Genomic DNA, 16,475 nt, shown 5'->3' with positions numbered 1-16,475 from the left:
AGTGGCCATCAGCCTGCGTCGGGCTGGTTTTCCGGACGCGCGCGATCGAAGGCCTCCACGGCCTGGCAGGCCATCTCGATGCGGCGCAGGGTCGGGTACGGGGCCAGGTCCAGGCCGAACCGGTGCGCGTTGTACAGCTGCGGCATCAGGCACAGATCCGCCAAGGTGGGGCGATCACCGTGGCAGAAGCGCCCGGTGTCGCCGCTGCCGGCCAGCAGCGCTTCCATCGCCGCCAGCCCTTCGGCCATCCAGTGCAGGGTCCACTGCGTGCGCGCATCGGCCGGCACCTGCAGGTCGCGCTCCAGGTACTGCATCACCCGCAGGTTGTTGATCGGGTGGATATCGCAGGCCACCAACTGCGCCAACCCGCGCACGCGCGCACGACCGGCGGCATCGGCCGGCAGCAGCGGCACCTGCGGGAAGCGCTCGTCCAGGTATTCCAGGATCGCCAGCGACTGGTTCAGCGTATGGCCGTCATGCACCAAGGTTGGTACCAGCTGCTGCGGGTTGAGCGCGGCATAGGCATCGGCATGCTGTTGGCCACCGTCGCGCAGCAGATGCACCAGCCGCCCTTCCCAGGTCAGGCCCTTCAGCTCCAGGCCGATGCGCACGCGGTAGGCGGCGCTGGATCGCCAGTAGGTGTACAGCACGATGCCGTCGTCGACCGGGATGTCCATCGCCGCCTCCATGCTCAGGGCTTGGCCGCTTGTTCGATGCGCTGCTCGATGGCACCGAAGATGCTGTTGCCGGCGGCATCGAGCATTTCAATGCGCACCACATCGCCGAAGGACATGAACGGCGTGCTCGGCTTGCCGTCGCGCAGGGTTTCCACAGTGCGCTGTTCGGCGAAGCAGGAGGCACCCTTGCTGGTGTCTTCATTGGCGATGGTGCCCGAGCCGACGATGGCACCGGCGCCCAGCGGGCGGGTCTTGGCAGCGTGCGCGACCAGCTGGGCGAAGTTGAACTGCATGTCCACGCCAGCTTCCGGAGCACCGAACCAGGCGCCGTTGACGTGGGTCAGCAGCGGCAGGTGCACCTTGCTGTCCTGCCAGGCGTCACCCAGCTCGTCGGGGGTGACGAACACCGGCGACAGCGCCGAGCGCGGCTTGGACTGCAGGAAACCGAAGCCCTTGGCCAGTTCGCCGGGAATCAGGTTGCGCAGCGAGACATCGTTCACCAGGCCGATCAGCTGGATATGGCCAGCCGCCTGTTCGGCGCTGACGGCCATCGGCACGTCGTCGGTGATCACCACCAGCTCGGCTTCCAGATCGATGCCGTAGTCCTCGCTGATCACCTTCACGGCATCGCGCGGGCCGTAGAAGGCAGCGCTGGTGGCCTGGTACATCAGCGGGTCGGTGTAGAAGCTTTCCGGCACTTCGGCGCCACGGGCGCGGCGCACGCGCTCGACGTGCGGCAGGTAGGCGCTGCCATCGACGAATTCATAGGCACGCGGCAGCGGCGCGGCGAGGGCCTGCGGGTCCAGGTCGAACACGCCATCGGCGTCGCCGGCATTCAGCGAGGCGTACAGCGCGTTCAGGCGCGGTGCGGTGTGGCTCCAGTCTTCCAGGGCCTGCTGCAGGGTGGCGGCGATGCCGGTGGCGCGTACGCCGTGGCGCAGGTCACGCGAGACGACGATGAGGGTGCCGTCGCGGCCGCCTTCCTTCAAAGAACCAAGCTTCATGGGTGGGTGTCCGGAGTCGTAGGCAAACAAGTTTCAAGTGTAATCAAATGCGCGGCATAGCCAAGCTGCAGCGCGGCATCGGCCCACCCTACCGCAGGAGGGGGTTTGGGCAGGGCTTGCAGCCCTGCACCTGCTCAATGCAACGGCAACGGCAACGCCAAAAGCGGGCATTCCGTGGGATGGCGGGGCGGTGTGGGCTTGCAGGACACGCCGTAAACCCGTCCATGGGGGCTCGTAGGCGCCATCCATGGCGCCTGCGGTCCTGCAAGCCCACACCGCCCCGCCTCTGACAGCTTCACGCGGCTGTTGGCAACGGCGCCTGTCGTTCTGCGCGGCTGTTGGTAGGTGTCGACCTTGGTCGACACATCGGTCAGATATCGAATGAATTCATCCGTGTCGACCAAGGTCGACACCCACCAAGGCAGACCGCCGTTCCGACAGATCGCGCGAAACTGTCGAAGGCGGGGTGGGTCCGGTTGCGGGGGTATCCGCGCCATGGATGGCGCGGCTAAGCCCCCACGGATGGGTTTACGGCGTCCCCCGCAACCGGACCCACCCCGCCATCCCACGGATATCCCGCTTTTGACGTTGACGTTGACGTTGACGGTAGCGGGTGCAGGGCGCAGCCCTGCCAGCACCCTCACCCTTCCCTGAACAGGGGTTTTTGCGTGAGGTCTCAGGCTTGGGTTAGACTATGCGGGTCTGCAGCGGCCGTCCGTTTCCCTTCGGGATCGCCGGCGACCGGGGTCCGCCCCTTCGCCCGCCCCCACTCCGACACCGTTCGTCACGCATTCCAGCCTGTGCTCCGCGCCGGCTGCACCCAACTTCTCGCAGCGCGGTTCACGGGAACGCTCCGAGTCAGCCGATCACTCTGATCTGCCCCCGCCTGTCCGATCGGTCAGGCGTTTCTTGTACTTGGAGCAATCTCAATGTCTTTTGAATCGCTGGGCCTGGCGCCCTTCCTGCTGCGTGCGCTTGCCGAGCAGGGCTACGAAAACCCGACCCCGATCCAGCAGCAGGCGATCCCGCTGGCGCTGGCCGGTCGCGACCTGCTGGCCGGCGCACAGACCGGTACCGGCAAGACCGCCGCCTTCGGCCTGCCGCTGCTGCAGCACCTGGGTACCGCCTCGCAGGAAGTGCGCAGCGGCCCGCGCAAGCCGCGTGCGCTGATCCTGGCCCCGACCCGCGAACTGGCCACCCAGGTGCATGACAGCCTGCGCGGCTACAGCAAGTACCTGCGCATTCCCAGCGCTTGCATCTACGGCGGCGTCGGCATGGGCAACCAGCTGGACATCCTGCGCCGTGGCGTGGATCTGCTGGTGGCCTGCCCGGGCCGCCTGATCGACCACCTGGAGCGCCGCAGCATCGACCTGTCCGGCATTGAACTGCTGGTGCTGGACGAAGCCGACCGCATGCTGGACATGGGCTTCCTGCCGTCCATCAAGCGCATCCTGGCCAAGCTGCCGAAGCAGAACCGGCAGACCCTGCTGTTCTCGGCCACCTTCGAGGACAACATCCGTCAGTTGGCGCTGGAATTCATGCGCAACCCGGAACAGATCCAGGTGACGCCGAAGAACACCGTGGCCGAAACCATCACCCACCGCGTGCACCCGGTCGACGGCGGCCGCAAGCGCGACCTGCTGCTGCACCTGCTGGCGCAGGACAGCCGCGAGCAGACCCTGGTGTTCGCACGCACCAAGCACGGCAGCGACAAGCTGGCTGCGTTCCTGGAAAAGTCGGGCATCAAGACCGCCGCGATCCACGGCAACAAGAGCCAGGGCCAGCGCCTGCGTGCACTGGGCGACTTCAAGGCCGGCCGGGTGACCGTGCTGGTGGCTACCGATATCGCCGCGCGCGGTATCGACATCAACGAACTGCCGAAGGTGATCAACTTCGATCTGCCGATGGTGGCCGAAGACTACGTGCACCGCATTGGCCGTACCGGCCGTAACGGTGCCACCGGCCAGGCGATTTCGCTGGTCGCGCAGGATGAAGTGAAGCTGCTGCGCGCGATCACGCGTCTGCTGGGCCGCGACATGGATATCCGCGACGTGCCGGGCTTCGAGCTGCAGGTGCCGATCCGCTGGGGCAACAGTGCGCCGGGCAAGGCCGAGCACGAAACCGGCGAACGCGCGCCGCGCAAGAGCCATGCGCGTCGTCCGCACGGCGATGCGCCGCGTCACGCGCATGCCGGTCCGAAGAAGTCGGGCGGCGGCCGTCGCGAGGGCGGTGGTAATGGCCAGCAGCGTGCAGGTGCCGGTACGGGTCAGGGCCAGCGTCGTGGCGGTGGCGGCAATGGTGGCGGCCGCGGCCGTGGCCAGGGCGGCAACGGCGGCGGTCGCGCTGGCTGATCGCCTGGACCTTGCAGAACAGAAAGGGACGCAGTGAAAGCTGCGTCCCTTTTTTGTTGGCACAGGCCGTTCACGCGGCGTGAAATATGGATAGACTCGGCCAGCGACATGATGTCGCGGACGGGTTGCCTGCGGGGTGTCCCGGTCTGGATCGCTACGACAAGGACACGCATGATGCGCAAGATTCTCCTCGCCTCCTCACTGCTGCTCGGTGCTCCGTTGACAGCCATCGCCGACGACGGCATGAGCTACACCTATGTGGAGGGGGGCTGGAACCAGCTGCAACTGGACGCTGGCAATGACGGTGACGTCACCAGCGATGGCGGCTACGTACGAGGTTCGTTCGCAATCACACCGCAGTTCCATGCGATCGTTGGCGCATCACGCGTCAGCGGCACGGACCAGACAGGCGCTGCGAAGGTGAAGACCACGCTCGATGCGCCGTACCTCGGCCTGGGATACCACGCGCCGATCAGCGACCGCGTGGATTTCACCAGCGAGTTCGCCTGGAACCACCGCTCTGCGAAGTCGGACCATCGCGTGGGTGATGAACGGTCGCGCCAGACCGTGCGGTTCAATCAGGTGCTGGGCATGGTCGGTGTGCGCGGCAGGTTCACCGATCACCTGGAGGGCTGGCTGAAGGGCGGTTATGCGAACGGCGGCGACGGACAGGAGGCGCGCTGGTATGGCGTGGCTGGCGGGCAGTTGAACATTACCGGTACCTGGGGCGTGGTAATGGAAGGCCAGTTCGACAAGGACGCGTCCGAGTACCGGGTGGGCGTGCGCGCCAGCTTCTAGTCGTGCGTCCCGCTGCGCGGGAGGGCTATCGAGGGACGGCGCTGACGCGCCGTCCTTTTTTTGGCTGGCTACCGGGTGGTATTGGATCCTGCGGTTGGTTCTGCTTGGGGCGGATCGGGGCGGGGGGAGCGCGAAACACGCCGTAAACCCATCCATGGGGGCTCGTAGGCGCCATCCATGGCGCCTGCGGTTTCGCGCTCCCCCCGCCCCGATCCGCTTCAGACATTTCCAGCGCCTTCTTGTCCCGCAGGGTAGCCGGGAGAAGAAAGATCAAATTCAAATTCAAAGACAAAAGCCGAAGCAGGAGCTTCGGCTTTTGCTTTTGCCCTTGCTCCCGCCCTCGGGTTTGATGCGTCCGCGCCCGCAGGAAACTGTCCTGGGAGGACGGAGGGGTTGCGCAGGACCGCAGGCGCCATGGATGGCGCCTACGAGCCTACAGGGACGTACTTGCGGCGTGTCCTGCGCGGCCCCTCCGTCCTCCCACCCCAGCATCAGGTAGGCGCGTAAAGCCTCAACCCCGCGCTTTACTAGGATTCACCAGATTCCCGAAGAAGATCGCGTTGATCAGCAGGCGATCCGTGCCGTGCCAGTACTTGCGGTGGGCCGGGTCATCGGCAAACAACACCACGTTGCCCTGCCCCTGCGCCGATACCAGCAACCAGGCGCTGCCCGCCACGCGACTGCGGTTGCGTTCGGACAGATAACCGTTCACCCGCGGCGGGCTGTCGATACGTACGACGGTGGAGAACGGATTGGCACTGGGCTGCAGCACCACGGCATTTTCCTTGTTCACCGCCAGCGGCCGGCGCGGTACGCCGAAGGCCAGCGGGTGCGAGGTATCGGCGTCGGCGCTGAGGATGTTGCCGCTGACCCGCTCGATCGCGGCGATATCGCGCTGGTCGCCGAACGCACGACGGCTCTCGTCGGCGGCATCCTCATCCTTGCCCAGCTTTTCGCCCTCGGCCAGCTTCTGTTCGATCGCCCACTTCGAGGCGCTGCCGTAGGTGACCAGCGAACCGCCCGCCTGCACCCAGCGCTTCAGCGCGGCCACTGCCGTGGCGTCCACGCCGGCGTAGTTGCCACCCGAGAGGACCAGGGTGGTGTAGCGATCCAACGGCACCTTGCCCAGCTGCTGCGGGTCCAGCTTGCTGGCCGGCAGGTGCAGCTGCTGATCGAGCAGGAACCAGGCCGAGCCGATCTCGGTGGCCGTCACGCCCTCGCCCATCACCAGCGCAACGGCCGGCTTGCGCAGTGCCTTGACGCTGTCACTGCCCAGATCGATGCCATCGCGGCTGCGGCCGCTGGACAGTGCATGGGCCTGCACGCCGGCGCTGCGCGTGGCCGCACTCACCGCGTCCAGCAGCGCAGCGCCCTGCAACGACTGGCCTGCCACGGGAATGATGATGCTGCCTGCGGCAAAGGCCACGTCGCCTTGCGCGGTACCGGCGGTGAAAGGCTTGAACGCGGCACGCGCCAGCACCCCCTTGCCCTGCAGCTCGGCCAGGGCACGGCCGGCGTTGTAGTCGCGCCAGTCGATGACATAGGCGAAGGTGGCCTGACCACCGACCACACCGCCGCTGGCCGCCGGAAGTTCCGCAACGGCGGCACCGCCGTCGATGCGGCTGCGGCTGCCAGCGAAGGCCACGCCGTAGGCCGGCGCGATGGCATAGCTGGTGCTGCCGTAGAACACGTCGCCCTTGATCGGCGGGGTTTCGGCGAAGATCGAATGGACCAGGCGGAACTGCGCCTGCTGCACCGGCACCACGTAGGCGCTACCCGCTTTGAAGGTCTGGCCGTCCACGCTGACATCGCGCGGCAGCGCCTGCACGTGGATACGGTGCAGCAGCAGCAGTTCCAGCAGGCGGCGGGTCAGCGCCGGGTCGTGCGCATCGCCGAACACGAAGCTCTTCACCGGCTGCTGGCCGGCCTGCTTCAGTGCGCTCTGGAAGAAGGTCTTCTGCAGATCGAACAGGCCACTGCGTTCGGTGACCGCGCCACGCACGGTGCCCAGGCCGGTGGCCACCTGGTTGCGGATGGTGAACGGGAACGTCAGCAGGCCGTTCACCGATTCCTGCACACGCCCGCGCGAGCTGGCCTGCTCCACCGTCACCCCTACCGCGCCGTGGAAATCGGGATAGGTGGAACCGTAGACCGGGGAGAAGTTGTCGTAGTTTTCGCCGGTGTAGTACAGCGAGCCCAGCGCATCCAGCGACTGCGCGTGGTACTTGGCGAGCGTCTTGTTGAATTCATACGACGCCGCCGGAATCAGCGGGCTGTGCATGCTCTTCGGCGACGGCTCGAAGTAGTAGGTGTTGTCCTTGCCCATCTCGTGGAAGTCGATCTGCACGTTCGGGTACCACTGGTGGAACACCTCCACCTTCGGCCGCGAATCGCGCTGGGTCAGCGCCAGCCAGTCGCGGTTGAGATCGGTGAAGTAGTGGTTGGTGCGGCCCTGCGGGAAGGGTTCGACGTGTTCCTTGTCGGCCGGGTCGGCCGAGGCCGGGTCCGAGGCCCAGGCGTTGTGCCAGTTCGCCGCGCGATCGCGGCCATCGGGGTTCTGCGCCGGGTCGAACAACACCACCGCCTGCTGCAGCCACTGCTGAGTTTCGGCGCTGCGGTTGGCCACCAGGTAGTAGGCGGTCAGCATGGCCGCTTCACCGCTGGACGTTTCGTTGCCGTGCACGCTGTAGCCCAGCCACACCACCACCGGGCTGTCACCGGCGGCGCTGCGCGGCTGCGCCGGATCGACCAGGGTCGCGTGCTGCTGGCGGATCTGCTCCAACCGGCCCTGGTTGCTGGCGGCGGTGACGGTGGCGATCAGCAGCGGCCGGCCTTCGTAGCTGCGGCCGATCTCGCGCACGCTGATCTTGTCCGAATGACGCGCCAGCTCCTGGAAATAGGCCACCAGCTGGTCATGCCGGGTGAAACGGCTGCCGATCGGATAGCCCAGGAACTGTTCCGGGGTGGGAATGCTGGCGTCGAAGGCCGCGGCCTCGCTGGCCTGCGGGAAGAAGTAACTGCTCTGCGCCTGGGCCACGCCAGGCGCGGCGAGGACGGTGGCCGCGGCGATCAGCAGCGGCAGGACGGTACGGCGATGGAAGGACACGATGGTTTCCCGGAATGCAGGGCAGCGCGACCGGCCAGTGCTGGCCGGTCGCGGCCGGTGGTTCAGAAGCGGTAATCGAAGCCGACGGTGAAGTAGCGCCCGCGCAGGTCGTACTGGCTGAAGTCGTACGGCGCGCGGATACCGGGGAAGGAGGCGTCATACGGCGGCTCCTTGTCCGCCAGGTTCTGCACCTTGGCGTACAGGGTCAGCTGGTCGAAGCCGGTGTAGGCCAGATACAGGTCCAGCTGGTTGTAGGCATCCACGCGATCCTGCACGGCGGCGGCCGCGGTGCTGGCCTTCTGGTCGTAACCGCTGGTGTAGTACCAGGTCAGCGCGGCCTTTACGTCGGCGTAGCGCCAATCCAGCGTGGTGGTGGCCTTGTTCTTGGGCAGGGTGGCGCCCAGGTTGCTGCCGGCGTAATCCACCAGCGGGCCACCGACCACGGTCGGGCGACGGTAATCACGCACATGGGTGAAGGCGCTGGACACGGTGAACTCACCGAAGGCGTCGGTGGGAATGCGCTGGCGCAGTTCCACGTCGATGCCCGAGGTCTTCAGGCTGCTCAGGTTCTGGTAGCGGTTGTACACCGCCAGCAGCTTGCCGCGCTCGTCGCGCAGCACCGCACCGGCCACGTTGTCGGTCACCAGGGTCTGGCTGTTGTTGGTGCCGACCAGGTTGTCCAGCTCGATCTTGTAGTAATCCACGCTCAGGTTGGTGTTCGACCACGGCGACAGCACGAAGCCCAGGTTGTAGCTGCGGGTGCGCTCGGGCTTCAGATCGTTGTTGCCGACGGTGAAGAAGGTGGGGTTCTGCCGCGAGCCCGGCACGTCCGGATCACGCGGGTCGATCACGCTGCCGTAGGAAATGCTGGTGCTGTTGGAGTTTTCCGACAGCGACGGCGCGCGGAAACCCTTCGAGGCCGAGGCACGCACCAGCAGGATGTCCAGCGGCTGCCAGCGCAGGCCCAGCTTCGGCGAGAACGCATCGCCGAAATCGCTGTAATGGTCAGCGCGCGCGGCGGCGGAAAGCTCCAGCGTGGAGGCCAGCGGCACGTTCACTTCGGCGTAGGCCGCGGTGACCTTGCGTTCGCCATGCACTTCGGCGATGGCCGGACGGATCTGCAGGCCGGCGTCGATCTGCCACGGATTTTCTGAATCCAGCTTCTCACGGCGCCATTCGGCACCGGCGGCGAAGCCGATATCACCGGCCCAGGTGCGGCCCAGCGTGCCCGACACCTTGGCATCGATGCCCTGCAGCACCGACTCGGCCGGGCGCAGCGTGCTGATGTTGATCGCGTTGATGACCTCGGCCGGGGTGGCCGACGGGTTCAGCAGGTTGTAGCTGCCCGTGGCCAGCGCATCGGCCAGCGCCCAGCGGTTGGCGAAGCCGCCGGACACGGTCTCGCGCTCGCTGCTGCGTGCACCGAAGGCGCCCACTTCCCAATCCCAGTTGGCGGTGCTGCCGCGCAGGCCGACAAGGCCACGGTAGGCCTGCGAGCGGTTGGTCTTGATGGTGCCGCCCAGATCGAAGAAGGTGTATTCGATCGGGATGGCGCGGCCATACGGGTTGTACGGGCTGCTGGCCGGCAGGTTGGACGACACGGGCTCGGCCAGGCCGGTATCGGCGTTCAGCGCGAAACGGCCGCTTTCCAGGGTGAAGTACGGGCTGCTGCCGAACCAGGACACGCCCTTGATATCGCTGTACAGCACTTCGCCGAAGGCTTCGACGTTGTCGCTGACGCGGAAGGTGCCGTTGACGTAGGCCTGCCAGCGCTTGGTGGACGGAATGAGGGTGGTGTACGGCGCCTGGTTGAAGCCGCAGGTATCGCCGGCCAGGCCGTCGATGGGCGCACTGGCGACCCGGGTGGTGCCGGTGGGGCAGTTGCCATTGGCATCGAGCATGGGAACCGACACGCCGTTCACCAGGTAGCGCGCGCCCTTGGCCGACCAGCCGTTCCAGCGGCCGCCGGGCTGGTCGCTGTAGATGCCGCTCTTGGTCAGGTCGCGCTGGTCCTGGTCCAGGCGGTCGCGGTTGTAGCCTTCCAGGCTGACCAGGATGTTGTAGCCGTCCTTGTCCAGATCGCCGATGCCGCCGACGAAATGCAGCTTCTGTTCGTCCAGCCCGCCCTGGTCGGCGGTGCCGGTGCTGCCACCGACTTCGGCGCCCTGGAAGTTCTGCCGGGTGATGATGTTGACCACCCCGGCCACGGCGTCGGAGCCGTACACGGCCGAGGCGCCGTCCTTCAGCACTTCGATGCGTTCAACGGCCACCAGCGGCAGCGCGTTGAGATTGACGAAGGTGTCCGACAGGCCGCCGGCGGGGAAGCCGTAGTTGGCCAGGCGACGGCCGTTCAGCAGCACCAGCGTGTTCTTCTGCGAAAGGCCGCGCAGGCCGATGCCGGCCGAACCGGACGCCCAGCCGTTGTTGGTGGTTTCGTTGGCAGCGTTACCGGTGTTGGCCGAGATCGAGCGCAGCACGTCGGCCACGGTGGCCTTGCCACTGGCCTGCAGCTGCTCGTGGCCGATCACCTGCACGGGATTGGAGGCTTCGGTGTCGGAGCGCTTGATGTTGGAACCGGTAACGCGCACGGCAGCCAGGGTGCTGGCTTCGCCACTGGCGTCGGTGGAGGTGTCGGCCGCCGCGGACAACGGCGTGGCCAGGGCAGCCGCAAGGGCCGCTGCAAGGAGGGTGTTCTGGGGCATGACGTTCGTGGGGTGGTGGCGACGACAAGTTCCGCAGTAGTCCATGCCTGGCCCGGTCCGGACCAATAACATCTCTTCATACGGATATAAGAGAAGCTAACATCTCTTTATCAAGATGGAAATGAAATGTTTACATCAGCAACCGATGCAGGCGGGTCAGCGAGCGGCCGGCGGCGTACAATCGCGGCATGGAAATCTTCAAAGTCTTCATGCTCGAGGCGGCGCACCGTCTCCCCAACGTGCCGCCGGGGCACAAGTGCGCGCGCCTGCACGGCCACTCCTTCCGGGTGGAACTGAAGGTGGAAGGCGAACCCGGCGCGCAGACCGGCTGGATCATGGATTTCGGCGACGTGAAAGCGGCCTTCCAGCCGATCTACGAGCGCCTGGACCACCACTATCTGAACGACATTCCCGGCCTGGAAAATCCCACCAGCGAGAACCTGGCCGTGTGGATCTGGAACGAGCTGAAGCCCGTGCTGCCGGCGCTGAGCGAGATCACCGTGCACGAAACCTGCACCTCCGGCTGCCGCTACCGCGGCCCGAACGCCTGATCAACCCGTTGATCCTGAAGGCTTTTTGAAGGCGCCCTGGGCGCCTTCATTATTTTTGTTGCAATGCGGCATGATCGGCGTATGCTGCATTGCATCAACTTCTTCGACGCAGCCATGGCCAACGCCTTCGCCGATCGTTTCAGTGATGCCACCCGCCAGCTGGCGGCGGCCGCCACCCGTGCGAACCGGATGGCGCTGGAGAACGCGGAAAGCATGTTCGGCGTGCAGTTGAAGGTGATGGAACGCAACCTGACCGCGACCGGCGGCTGGCTGGGCGAACTGGCCCGCAGCGAGGACCCGGCGGGTTTGCTGCCCAAGGGCGCGCAGCTGTGGCAGGACAACCTGCAGCGGCTGGGCCAGGCCCAGCAGGACATGGTCGATCTGGGCCTGCAGGCCGGAAAGGCCTGGTCTGAACTGGTACAGGGCCACAACGAATCCACGGCGGACGCCACGGCCAACAGCCACTGACGTTACGCCCACGCTCATTGCATGGGTCCCTCCCCCCATGCAATCCGGACCCGGCAGATCCCTCCCTCTGCCGGGTCTTTTTTTGCCTGCGATACGGTAGCGCCGGGCCATGCCCGGCGAGCGAAGCGGCGCGTCAGGCCGCCGCGCGATCCGCGCGCGGCAGACTGAACACGAACAGCGCCCCCTGCGCGCTCTCGCGCAGTTCGATGCGGCGGCCATGCAGCTGCACGATGCGCTGCACGATCAACAGGCCCAGCCCACCGTTGTCGCCGCGCCGCGCGCCCAGCGCGGCCGGTGCCTGGAACAGGCCTTCGCGCAGGGCCGGGGCGACGCCGGGGCCATCGTCGGCCACGCTGACCTCGATGCTGTCCTCCGTGGCGCGCAACGCCAGCGCTACCTGGCCGCCCTCGGGCGCGTGGCGCAAGGCGTTGTCCAGCAGATTGGTCAGTACCCGCTCCACCAGCCCCAGGTCGGCGCGCACCAGCGGCAGGCCCTGCGGCACATCCGCATGCAGCCGCTGCCCACGCGCCTGCGCCGCCAGTTCGAACTTCTGCAGCACGTCCTGCACCAGCTCGGGCAGCGCGAACACCTCCCATTCCAGGCGCACTTCGCCGTGTTCCAGCCGCGCCAGTTCGAACAGCGCGCGCGCCAGCCGTCCGACCTTGGCGCTCTGCGCCAGGGCGATGCCCAGGTAGCGGCGGCGTTCATCGGGCGCCAGCGTCGTCTCTTTCAGCGCCATGGTTTCCAGGTAGCCATGCAGCGATGACAACGGGGTGCGCAGATCGTGCGAGATGTTGGCCACCAGCTCGCGCCGCTGCAGGTCCTGCTGGCGCAGCTGCTGCCACTGCTCGCCCAGGCGCTGCGCCATCTGTGCATGGGCATGTTCGAGGATCTTCAGTTCGTCGCGCTCGCCGGGGCGCAGCGGTGCCAGCGGCGGCAGCACCGACGGCGCGTCGATGTCGAACGCCTGGATGCGCCGGGTCAGCCGCCGCAGCGGCCGGGTGACCCAGTAGAACGCCAGCAGGCCAGCCAGCACGCCCAGGCTGCCGACCAGCACGATCGACCACAGCGTGGTGTTCCATTGGCTGCTGGCGGCCAGATCGTCGGCCAGCATCTGCCGGTGCTCTCCCACCAGCACCACGTAGACGTAGCCCGCCGGACGCCCCTGCACGACCAGCGGCGCCACGCTGAACACCTTGCGACCGCGCTCGCTGCGCGGATCGTCCCCCAGGATCGGCAGCGGCGCGCCCGCGAGCAGCCGACGCAGCGGCGCCACATCCACGCGGTCACGCCGCAGGTGGCCACTGGGCGCATCGTGACCGAGGATGCGGCCCTGCTCGTCCAGCAGGTACACCTCCACGCTGGGATTGACCGCCATCAGCTGGCCGAACAGCGCGCGCACGGCGGCATCGCGCATGCCGCTGGTGTCCATCAGTTCGCTGCGCTGGGCGATGTGCTCGGCCAGGCCCAGCGACAACCGCTGCACCACTTCCTGTTCGTGGCGGGTGTTGGCACGCATCTGCAGCGCCAGCAACGCCATGCAGCACACCAGCATCAGCGCGGCGATCACCGCCGCCAGTTTCTGCCACAGGTTCGGCGTGATCATGCGCCCGCCCCGGCCGGGTCCACCAGCTTGTAGCCGCGCCCCCACACGGTCAGCAGCCGGCGCGGGTTCGCCGGGTCGGTTTCAATCTTGCTGCGCAGGCGGTTGATGTGGGTGTTCACCGTGTGCTCGTAGCCATCGTGCTGGTAGCCCCAGACCTGGTTCAGCAGTTCCATGCGCGCGAACACCTGGTCGGGATGGCGGGCGAAGAACAGCAGCAGGTCGAACTCACGCGGGGTCAGTTCCAGCACGTTGCCTTCCACCGATGCGGTGCGCGCCACCGGGTCCAGCCGCAGCCCGCCCAGATCGATCGCACCGGCATCGATGCGGGCGCTCTGGGCCATCGCTTCGGCACGCCGCAGCAGCGCGCGCACGCGCGCCACCAGCTCGGGCATGGAAAAGGGTTTGGCCAGGTAGTCATCGGCGCCCAGTTCCAGGCCGACGATGCGCTGGGTCTCGCTGCCGCGCGCACTGATGATGATGATCGGCACGTAACGCGCCATCGAACGCGCACGCTGGCAGACCTGCAGCCCGTCCACGCCCGGCAGCATCACATCCAGCACCAGCGCGTCCCAGGGCCCGTCCTGCTCCAGCAGGTGCAGGCCGGCGTCGCCGGTAGCCGCGTGCATCACCTCATAGCCTTCGTCGGCCAGGTGCATGCGCAGCAGATCGGCGATATGGGCATCGTCTTCGACAATCAGGACGCGTTTTGCGGACATCGGCAGCTCGGGGCCAGTGGGGAGGCTGTCCGCATTGTGGCGCGGGACGGTGGCCGATACCTCACGAAAAATTGAATCCTGCGTGAGGATTCGTTGACCCAGGCAGGCGCAGCATGGCCCCGTCGCCCCTTCCCGGAGTCCGCCATGCCCCTCACCCGACGCCACCTGCTGGGTCTGGGCGGTGCCGCCACCGCCGCTGGCCTGCTGGGCCTGGCCGCCTGCAGCCGGGCCACTCCGGCAGCCGCTGAAGCTCGCCCGCAACGCCAGTTTGAAGTGATGCGCAGCGATGCCGAATGGCGCCGCCTGCTGACCCCGGCGCAATACGCCGTTCTGCGCCAGCAGGCCACCGAACGCGCCGGCAGCAGCCCGCTGGACCGCGAGCACCGCAGCGGCACCTTCGTCTGCGCCGGCTGCGGTCTGCCGCTGTTCTCCTCGTCCACCAAGTTCAACAGCGGCACCGGCTGGCCCAGCTTCTGGGCGCCGCTGCACAACGCCGTCGGCGAGGACCGCGATACCACCTTCGGCATGTTGCGGGTGGAGGCGCATTGCCGGCGCTGCGGTGGCCACCTGGGCCATGTCTTCAACGACGGCCCGCGCCCGACCGGGCTGCGTTACTGCATGAACGGGGTGGCGCTGCTGTTCCAGCCCGGCCCGGCGCAGCAGGACGCCAGCGGTGGCTGGCGCGTGCCTGTCGGCGCCACTTCTTCTGCTGCAGGAGCCTGACCATGCTGTTGCTGTTGCTGTCTTACCTGGGCGGTGCCCTGACCCTGCTCAGCCCGTGCATCCTGCCGGTGCTGCCCTTCGTGTTCGCGCGCGCCGACCGGCCGTTCCTGCGCAGCACCCTGCCGCTGCTGCTGGGCATGGCGCTGACCTTCACCGTGGTGGCCAGCCTGGCCGCGGTGGGCAGCCAATGGGTGGCGCAGGCCAACCAGATCGGGCGCTGGGTGGCGCTGGTGCTGATGGCGCTGTTCGCGCTGGCGCTGCTGTGGCCGCGCCTGGCCGACCACCTGCTGGCACCGTTCCAGCGCGTGGGTGCGCGCTTGAGCGCACGCGCCGACGCCGCCGGCCGCGGTGGCGCCGGGACCTCGCTGCTGATCGGCATCGCCACCGGCCTGCTGTGGGCGCCGTGCGCCGGCCCGATCCTGGGGCTGGTACTGACCGGCGCCGCCCTGCATGGCGCCAGCGTGGGCACCAGTGCCCTGCTGCTGGCCTATGCGCTGGGCGCGATGACCGCGCTGGCGCTGGCCGTGTGGGTGGGTGGCCGCGTGTTCCGCGCATTGCAGGCGCGGCTGGGGCTGGGCGACGCCGTGCGCAAGGTGCTGGGCGTTGCCGCGCTGCTGGCCGTGGTGGCCATCGGCCTGGGCTGGGACACCGGTCTGCTGACCCGTCTTTCCACGGTCAGCACCGCGCGCATCGAACAGGGCCTGCTGGATGCCGTGCCCGGCGCACAACCGTCGCCGCCGTCGATGATGATGTCGGCCACTGGCGCTGCAGCCGATGCACCGTTGCCCGTGGAAGGCACCCTGCCCGCGCTGACCGGCGCCACCGGCTGGTTGAACAGCCCGCCGCTGGACCGCGAGCAGCTGCGCGGCAAGGTCGTGCTGGTCGATTTCTGGACCTACTCGTGCATCAACTGCCTGCGCGCCATGCCCTATGTGCACGAATGGGAACGCCGCTACCGCGACCATGGCCTGGTGGTGATCGGCGTGCACACACCGGAATTCGCCTTCGAACGGGACCCGCGCAACGTCATGAAGGCGGTGCAGCAGTTGCAGGTCGACTACCCGGTGGCGCTGGACAACCAGTACGCGATCTGGCGTGCGTTCAACAACAACTACTGGCCGGCGCACTACTTCGTGGATGCACAGGGCAACATCCGCGCGCACCAGTTCGGCGAGGGCAACTACGCGCATTCCGAACAGGTGATCCGCCGTCTGCTGACCGAAGCCGGACAGACCGACCTGCCGGCACCGGCCGACCCTGCCGCCGCCGATCTGCAGGGTGTGGCCGCGCAGGCCGACATGGGCAACCTGCGTTCGCCGGAAACCTACCTGGGCCATGCCCGCGCCGAACACTTCGCCTCGCCCGGCGGCCAGCGCAAGGACGCGCCGTTCGATTACACCCTGCCCACGACATTGGCGTTGAACCAGTGGGGGCTGGCCGGGCGCTGGACGGTGCACGATGAAGACGCGCAACTGCAGCAGAGCGGCGGCCGTATCGCTTTCCAGTTCCATGCGCGCGACCTGCATCTGGTGCTGGCGCCCGGCGCGGACGGACGCCCGGTGCGCTTCCGCGTGCTGCTGGATGGCAAGCCGTTGCCTGCCGCCGATGCCGGCGCGGATGTGCGCACCGATGGCAGCGGCGTAGTCGACGAACACCGGCTGTACCAGTTGGTGCGCCAGCGCGGTGCGGTAGCGCCGCACCGTTTCGAGATCGAGTTCCTTGATGCCGGCGTGCAGGCCTACGCCTTTACCTTCGGTTGAACCGGGAGGTTGC

Annotated in this window: 12 protein-coding genes; 6 read left to right on the top strand and 6 right to left on the bottom strand. The window is 67.4% G+C overall.

The genetic code is table 11. The features are described from left to right. Positions 1 to 8 precede the first annotated feature (8 nt). Together maiA and AC06FA_RS08000 are read right to left on the bottom strand one after the other, a co-directional pair. Complete coding sequence (gene maiA, locus AC06FA_RS08005) at positions 9 to 677, bottom strand: maleylacetoacetate isomerase (RefSeq protein WP_478067843.1); 669 nt, start codon at positions 675 to 677, stop codon at positions 9 to 11. A 14-nt stretch (positions 678 to 691) separates the two neighbouring features. Beyond that, positions 692 to 1,681, bottom strand: coding sequence for a fumarylacetoacetate hydrolase family protein (locus tag AC06FA_RS08000; protein ID WP_478067842.1), 990 nt, complete (start codon positions 1,679 to 1,681; stop codon positions 692 to 694). 929 nt (positions 1,682 to 2,610) lie between these two features. Here AC06FA_RS08000 and AC06FA_RS07995 point away from each other — a divergent pair. Then, positions 2,611 to 4,032 carry a DEAD/DEAH box helicase gene (locus AC06FA_RS07995; RefSeq protein ID WP_478067841.1) on the top strand — a complete coding sequence of 474 codons (1,422 nt, stop codon included), beginning with the start codon at positions 2,611 to 2,613 and terminating at the stop codon, positions 4,030 to 4,032. Between the two features lie 174 nt (positions 4,033 to 4,206). Next, complete coding sequence (locus tag AC06FA_RS07990) at positions 4,207 to 4,830, top strand: hypothetical protein (protein WP_478067840.1); 624 nt, start codon at positions 4,207 to 4,209, stop codon at positions 4,828 to 4,830. A 511-nt stretch (positions 4,831 to 5,341) separates the two neighbouring features. Here the strand turns inward: AC06FA_RS07990 and AC06FA_RS07985 are convergent. Both AC06FA_RS07985 and AC06FA_RS07980 read right to left on the bottom strand, forming a co-directional pair. Continuing rightward, entirely contained in the window at positions 5,342 to 7,936 is a 2,595-nt protein-coding gene (locus AC06FA_RS07985; RefSeq protein WP_478067839.1) for a M14 family zinc carboxypeptidase, read from the bottom strand. A gap of 62 nt (positions 7,937 to 7,998) precedes the next feature. Beyond that, positions 7,999 to 10,638, bottom strand: coding sequence for a TonB-dependent receptor plug domain-containing protein (locus AC06FA_RS07980; protein ID WP_478067838.1), 2,640 nt, complete (start codon positions 10,636 to 10,638; stop codon positions 7,999 to 8,001). A 188-nt stretch (positions 10,639 to 10,826) separates the two neighbouring features. Here AC06FA_RS07980 and queD point away from each other — a divergent pair, with 188 nt between their 5' ends. Next, on the top strand, positions 10,827 to 11,189 hold the full coding sequence (gene queD, locus AC06FA_RS07975) for a 6-carboxytetrahydropterin synthase QueD (protein WP_478067837.1): 363 nt from the start codon (positions 10,827 to 10,829) through the stop codon (positions 11,187 to 11,189). A 114-nt stretch (positions 11,190 to 11,303) separates the two neighbouring features. Beyond that, on the top strand, positions 11,304 to 11,657 hold the full coding sequence (locus tag AC06FA_RS07970; protein ID WP_199934639.1) for a phasin family protein: 354 nt from the start codon (positions 11,304 to 11,306) through the stop codon (positions 11,655 to 11,657). A gap of 133 nt (positions 11,658 to 11,790) precedes the next feature. Here AC06FA_RS07970 and AC06FA_RS07965 read toward each other — a convergent pair whose 3' ends face one another. After that, entirely contained in the window at positions 11,791 to 13,263 is a 1,473-nt protein-coding gene (locus AC06FA_RS07965; RefSeq protein ID WP_478067836.1) for a sensor histidine kinase, read from the bottom strand. After that, positions 13,260 to 13,979, bottom strand: coding sequence for a response regulator transcription factor (locus AC06FA_RS07960; protein WP_478067835.1), 720 nt, complete (start codon positions 13,977 to 13,979; stop codon positions 13,260 to 13,262). Before AC06FA_RS07960 ends, AC06FA_RS07965 begins: the two co-directional genes overlap by 4 nt. 144 nt (positions 13,980 to 14,123) lie before the next feature. Here AC06FA_RS07960 and msrB point away from each other — a divergent pair, with 144 nt between their 5' ends. After that, on the top strand, positions 14,124 to 14,702 hold the full coding sequence (gene msrB / locus AC06FA_RS07955; protein WP_478067834.1) for a peptide-methionine (R)-S-oxide reductase MsrB: 579 nt from the start codon (positions 14,124 to 14,126) through the stop codon (positions 14,700 to 14,702). Between the two features lie 2 nt (positions 14,703 to 14,704). Continuing rightward, entirely contained in the window at positions 14,705 to 16,462 is a 1,758-nt protein-coding gene (locus AC06FA_RS07950; RefSeq protein ID WP_478067833.1) for a redoxin family protein, read from the top strand. Positions 16,463 to 16,475 lie beyond the last annotated feature (13 nt).

This window comes from Stenotrophomonas sp. Steno-C17, from assembly GCF_056393165.1.
The sequence above is the reverse complement of the archived record's forward strand: the minus strand, read 5'-3'. Positions and strand labels throughout refer to the sequence as shown.

What these genes read in the sequence shown, in the direction of transcription:
- AC06FA_RS08000 (WP_478067842.1), bottom strand. Translation starts at nt 1,681, where the DNA reads ATGAAGCTTGGTTCTTTGAAGGAAGGCGGCCGCGACGGCACCCTCATC.
- AC06FA_RS07965 (WP_478067836.1), bottom strand. Translation starts at nt 13,263, where the DNA reads ATGATCACGCCGAACCTGTGGCAGAAACTGGCGGCGGTGATCGCCGCG.
- msrB (WP_478067834.1), top strand. Translation starts at nt 14,124, where the DNA reads ATGCCCCTCACCCGACGCCACCTGCTGGGTCTGGGCGGTGCCGCCACC.
- AC06FA_RS07960 (WP_478067835.1), bottom strand. Translation starts at nt 13,979, where the DNA reads ATGTCCGCAAAACGCGTCCTGATTGTCGAAGACGATGCCCATATCGCC.
- AC06FA_RS07970 (WP_199934639.1), top strand. Translation starts at nt 11,304, where the DNA reads ATGGCCAACGCCTTCGCCGATCGTTTCAGTGATGCCACCCGCCAGCTG.
- queD (WP_478067837.1), top strand. Translation starts at nt 10,827, where the DNA reads ATGGAAATCTTCAAAGTCTTCATGCTCGAGGCGGCGCACCGTCTCCCC.
- maiA (WP_478067843.1), bottom strand. Translation starts at nt 677, where the DNA reads ATGGACATCCCGGTCGACGACGGCATCGTGCTGTACACCTACTGGCGA.
- AC06FA_RS07995 (WP_478067841.1), top strand. Translation starts at nt 2,611, where the DNA reads ATGTCTTTTGAATCGCTGGGCCTGGCGCCCTTCCTGCTGCGTGCGCTT.
- AC06FA_RS07990 (WP_478067840.1), top strand. Translation starts at nt 4,207, where the DNA reads ATGCGCAAGATTCTCCTCGCCTCCTCACTGCTGCTCGGTGCTCCGTTG.
- AC06FA_RS07950 (WP_478067833.1), top strand. Translation starts at nt 14,705, where the DNA reads ATGCTGTTGCTGTTGCTGTCTTACCTGGGCGGTGCCCTGACCCTGCTC.
- AC06FA_RS07980 (WP_478067838.1), bottom strand. Translation starts at nt 10,638, where the DNA reads ATGCCCCAGAACACCCTCCTTGCAGCGGCCCTTGCGGCTGCCCTGGCC.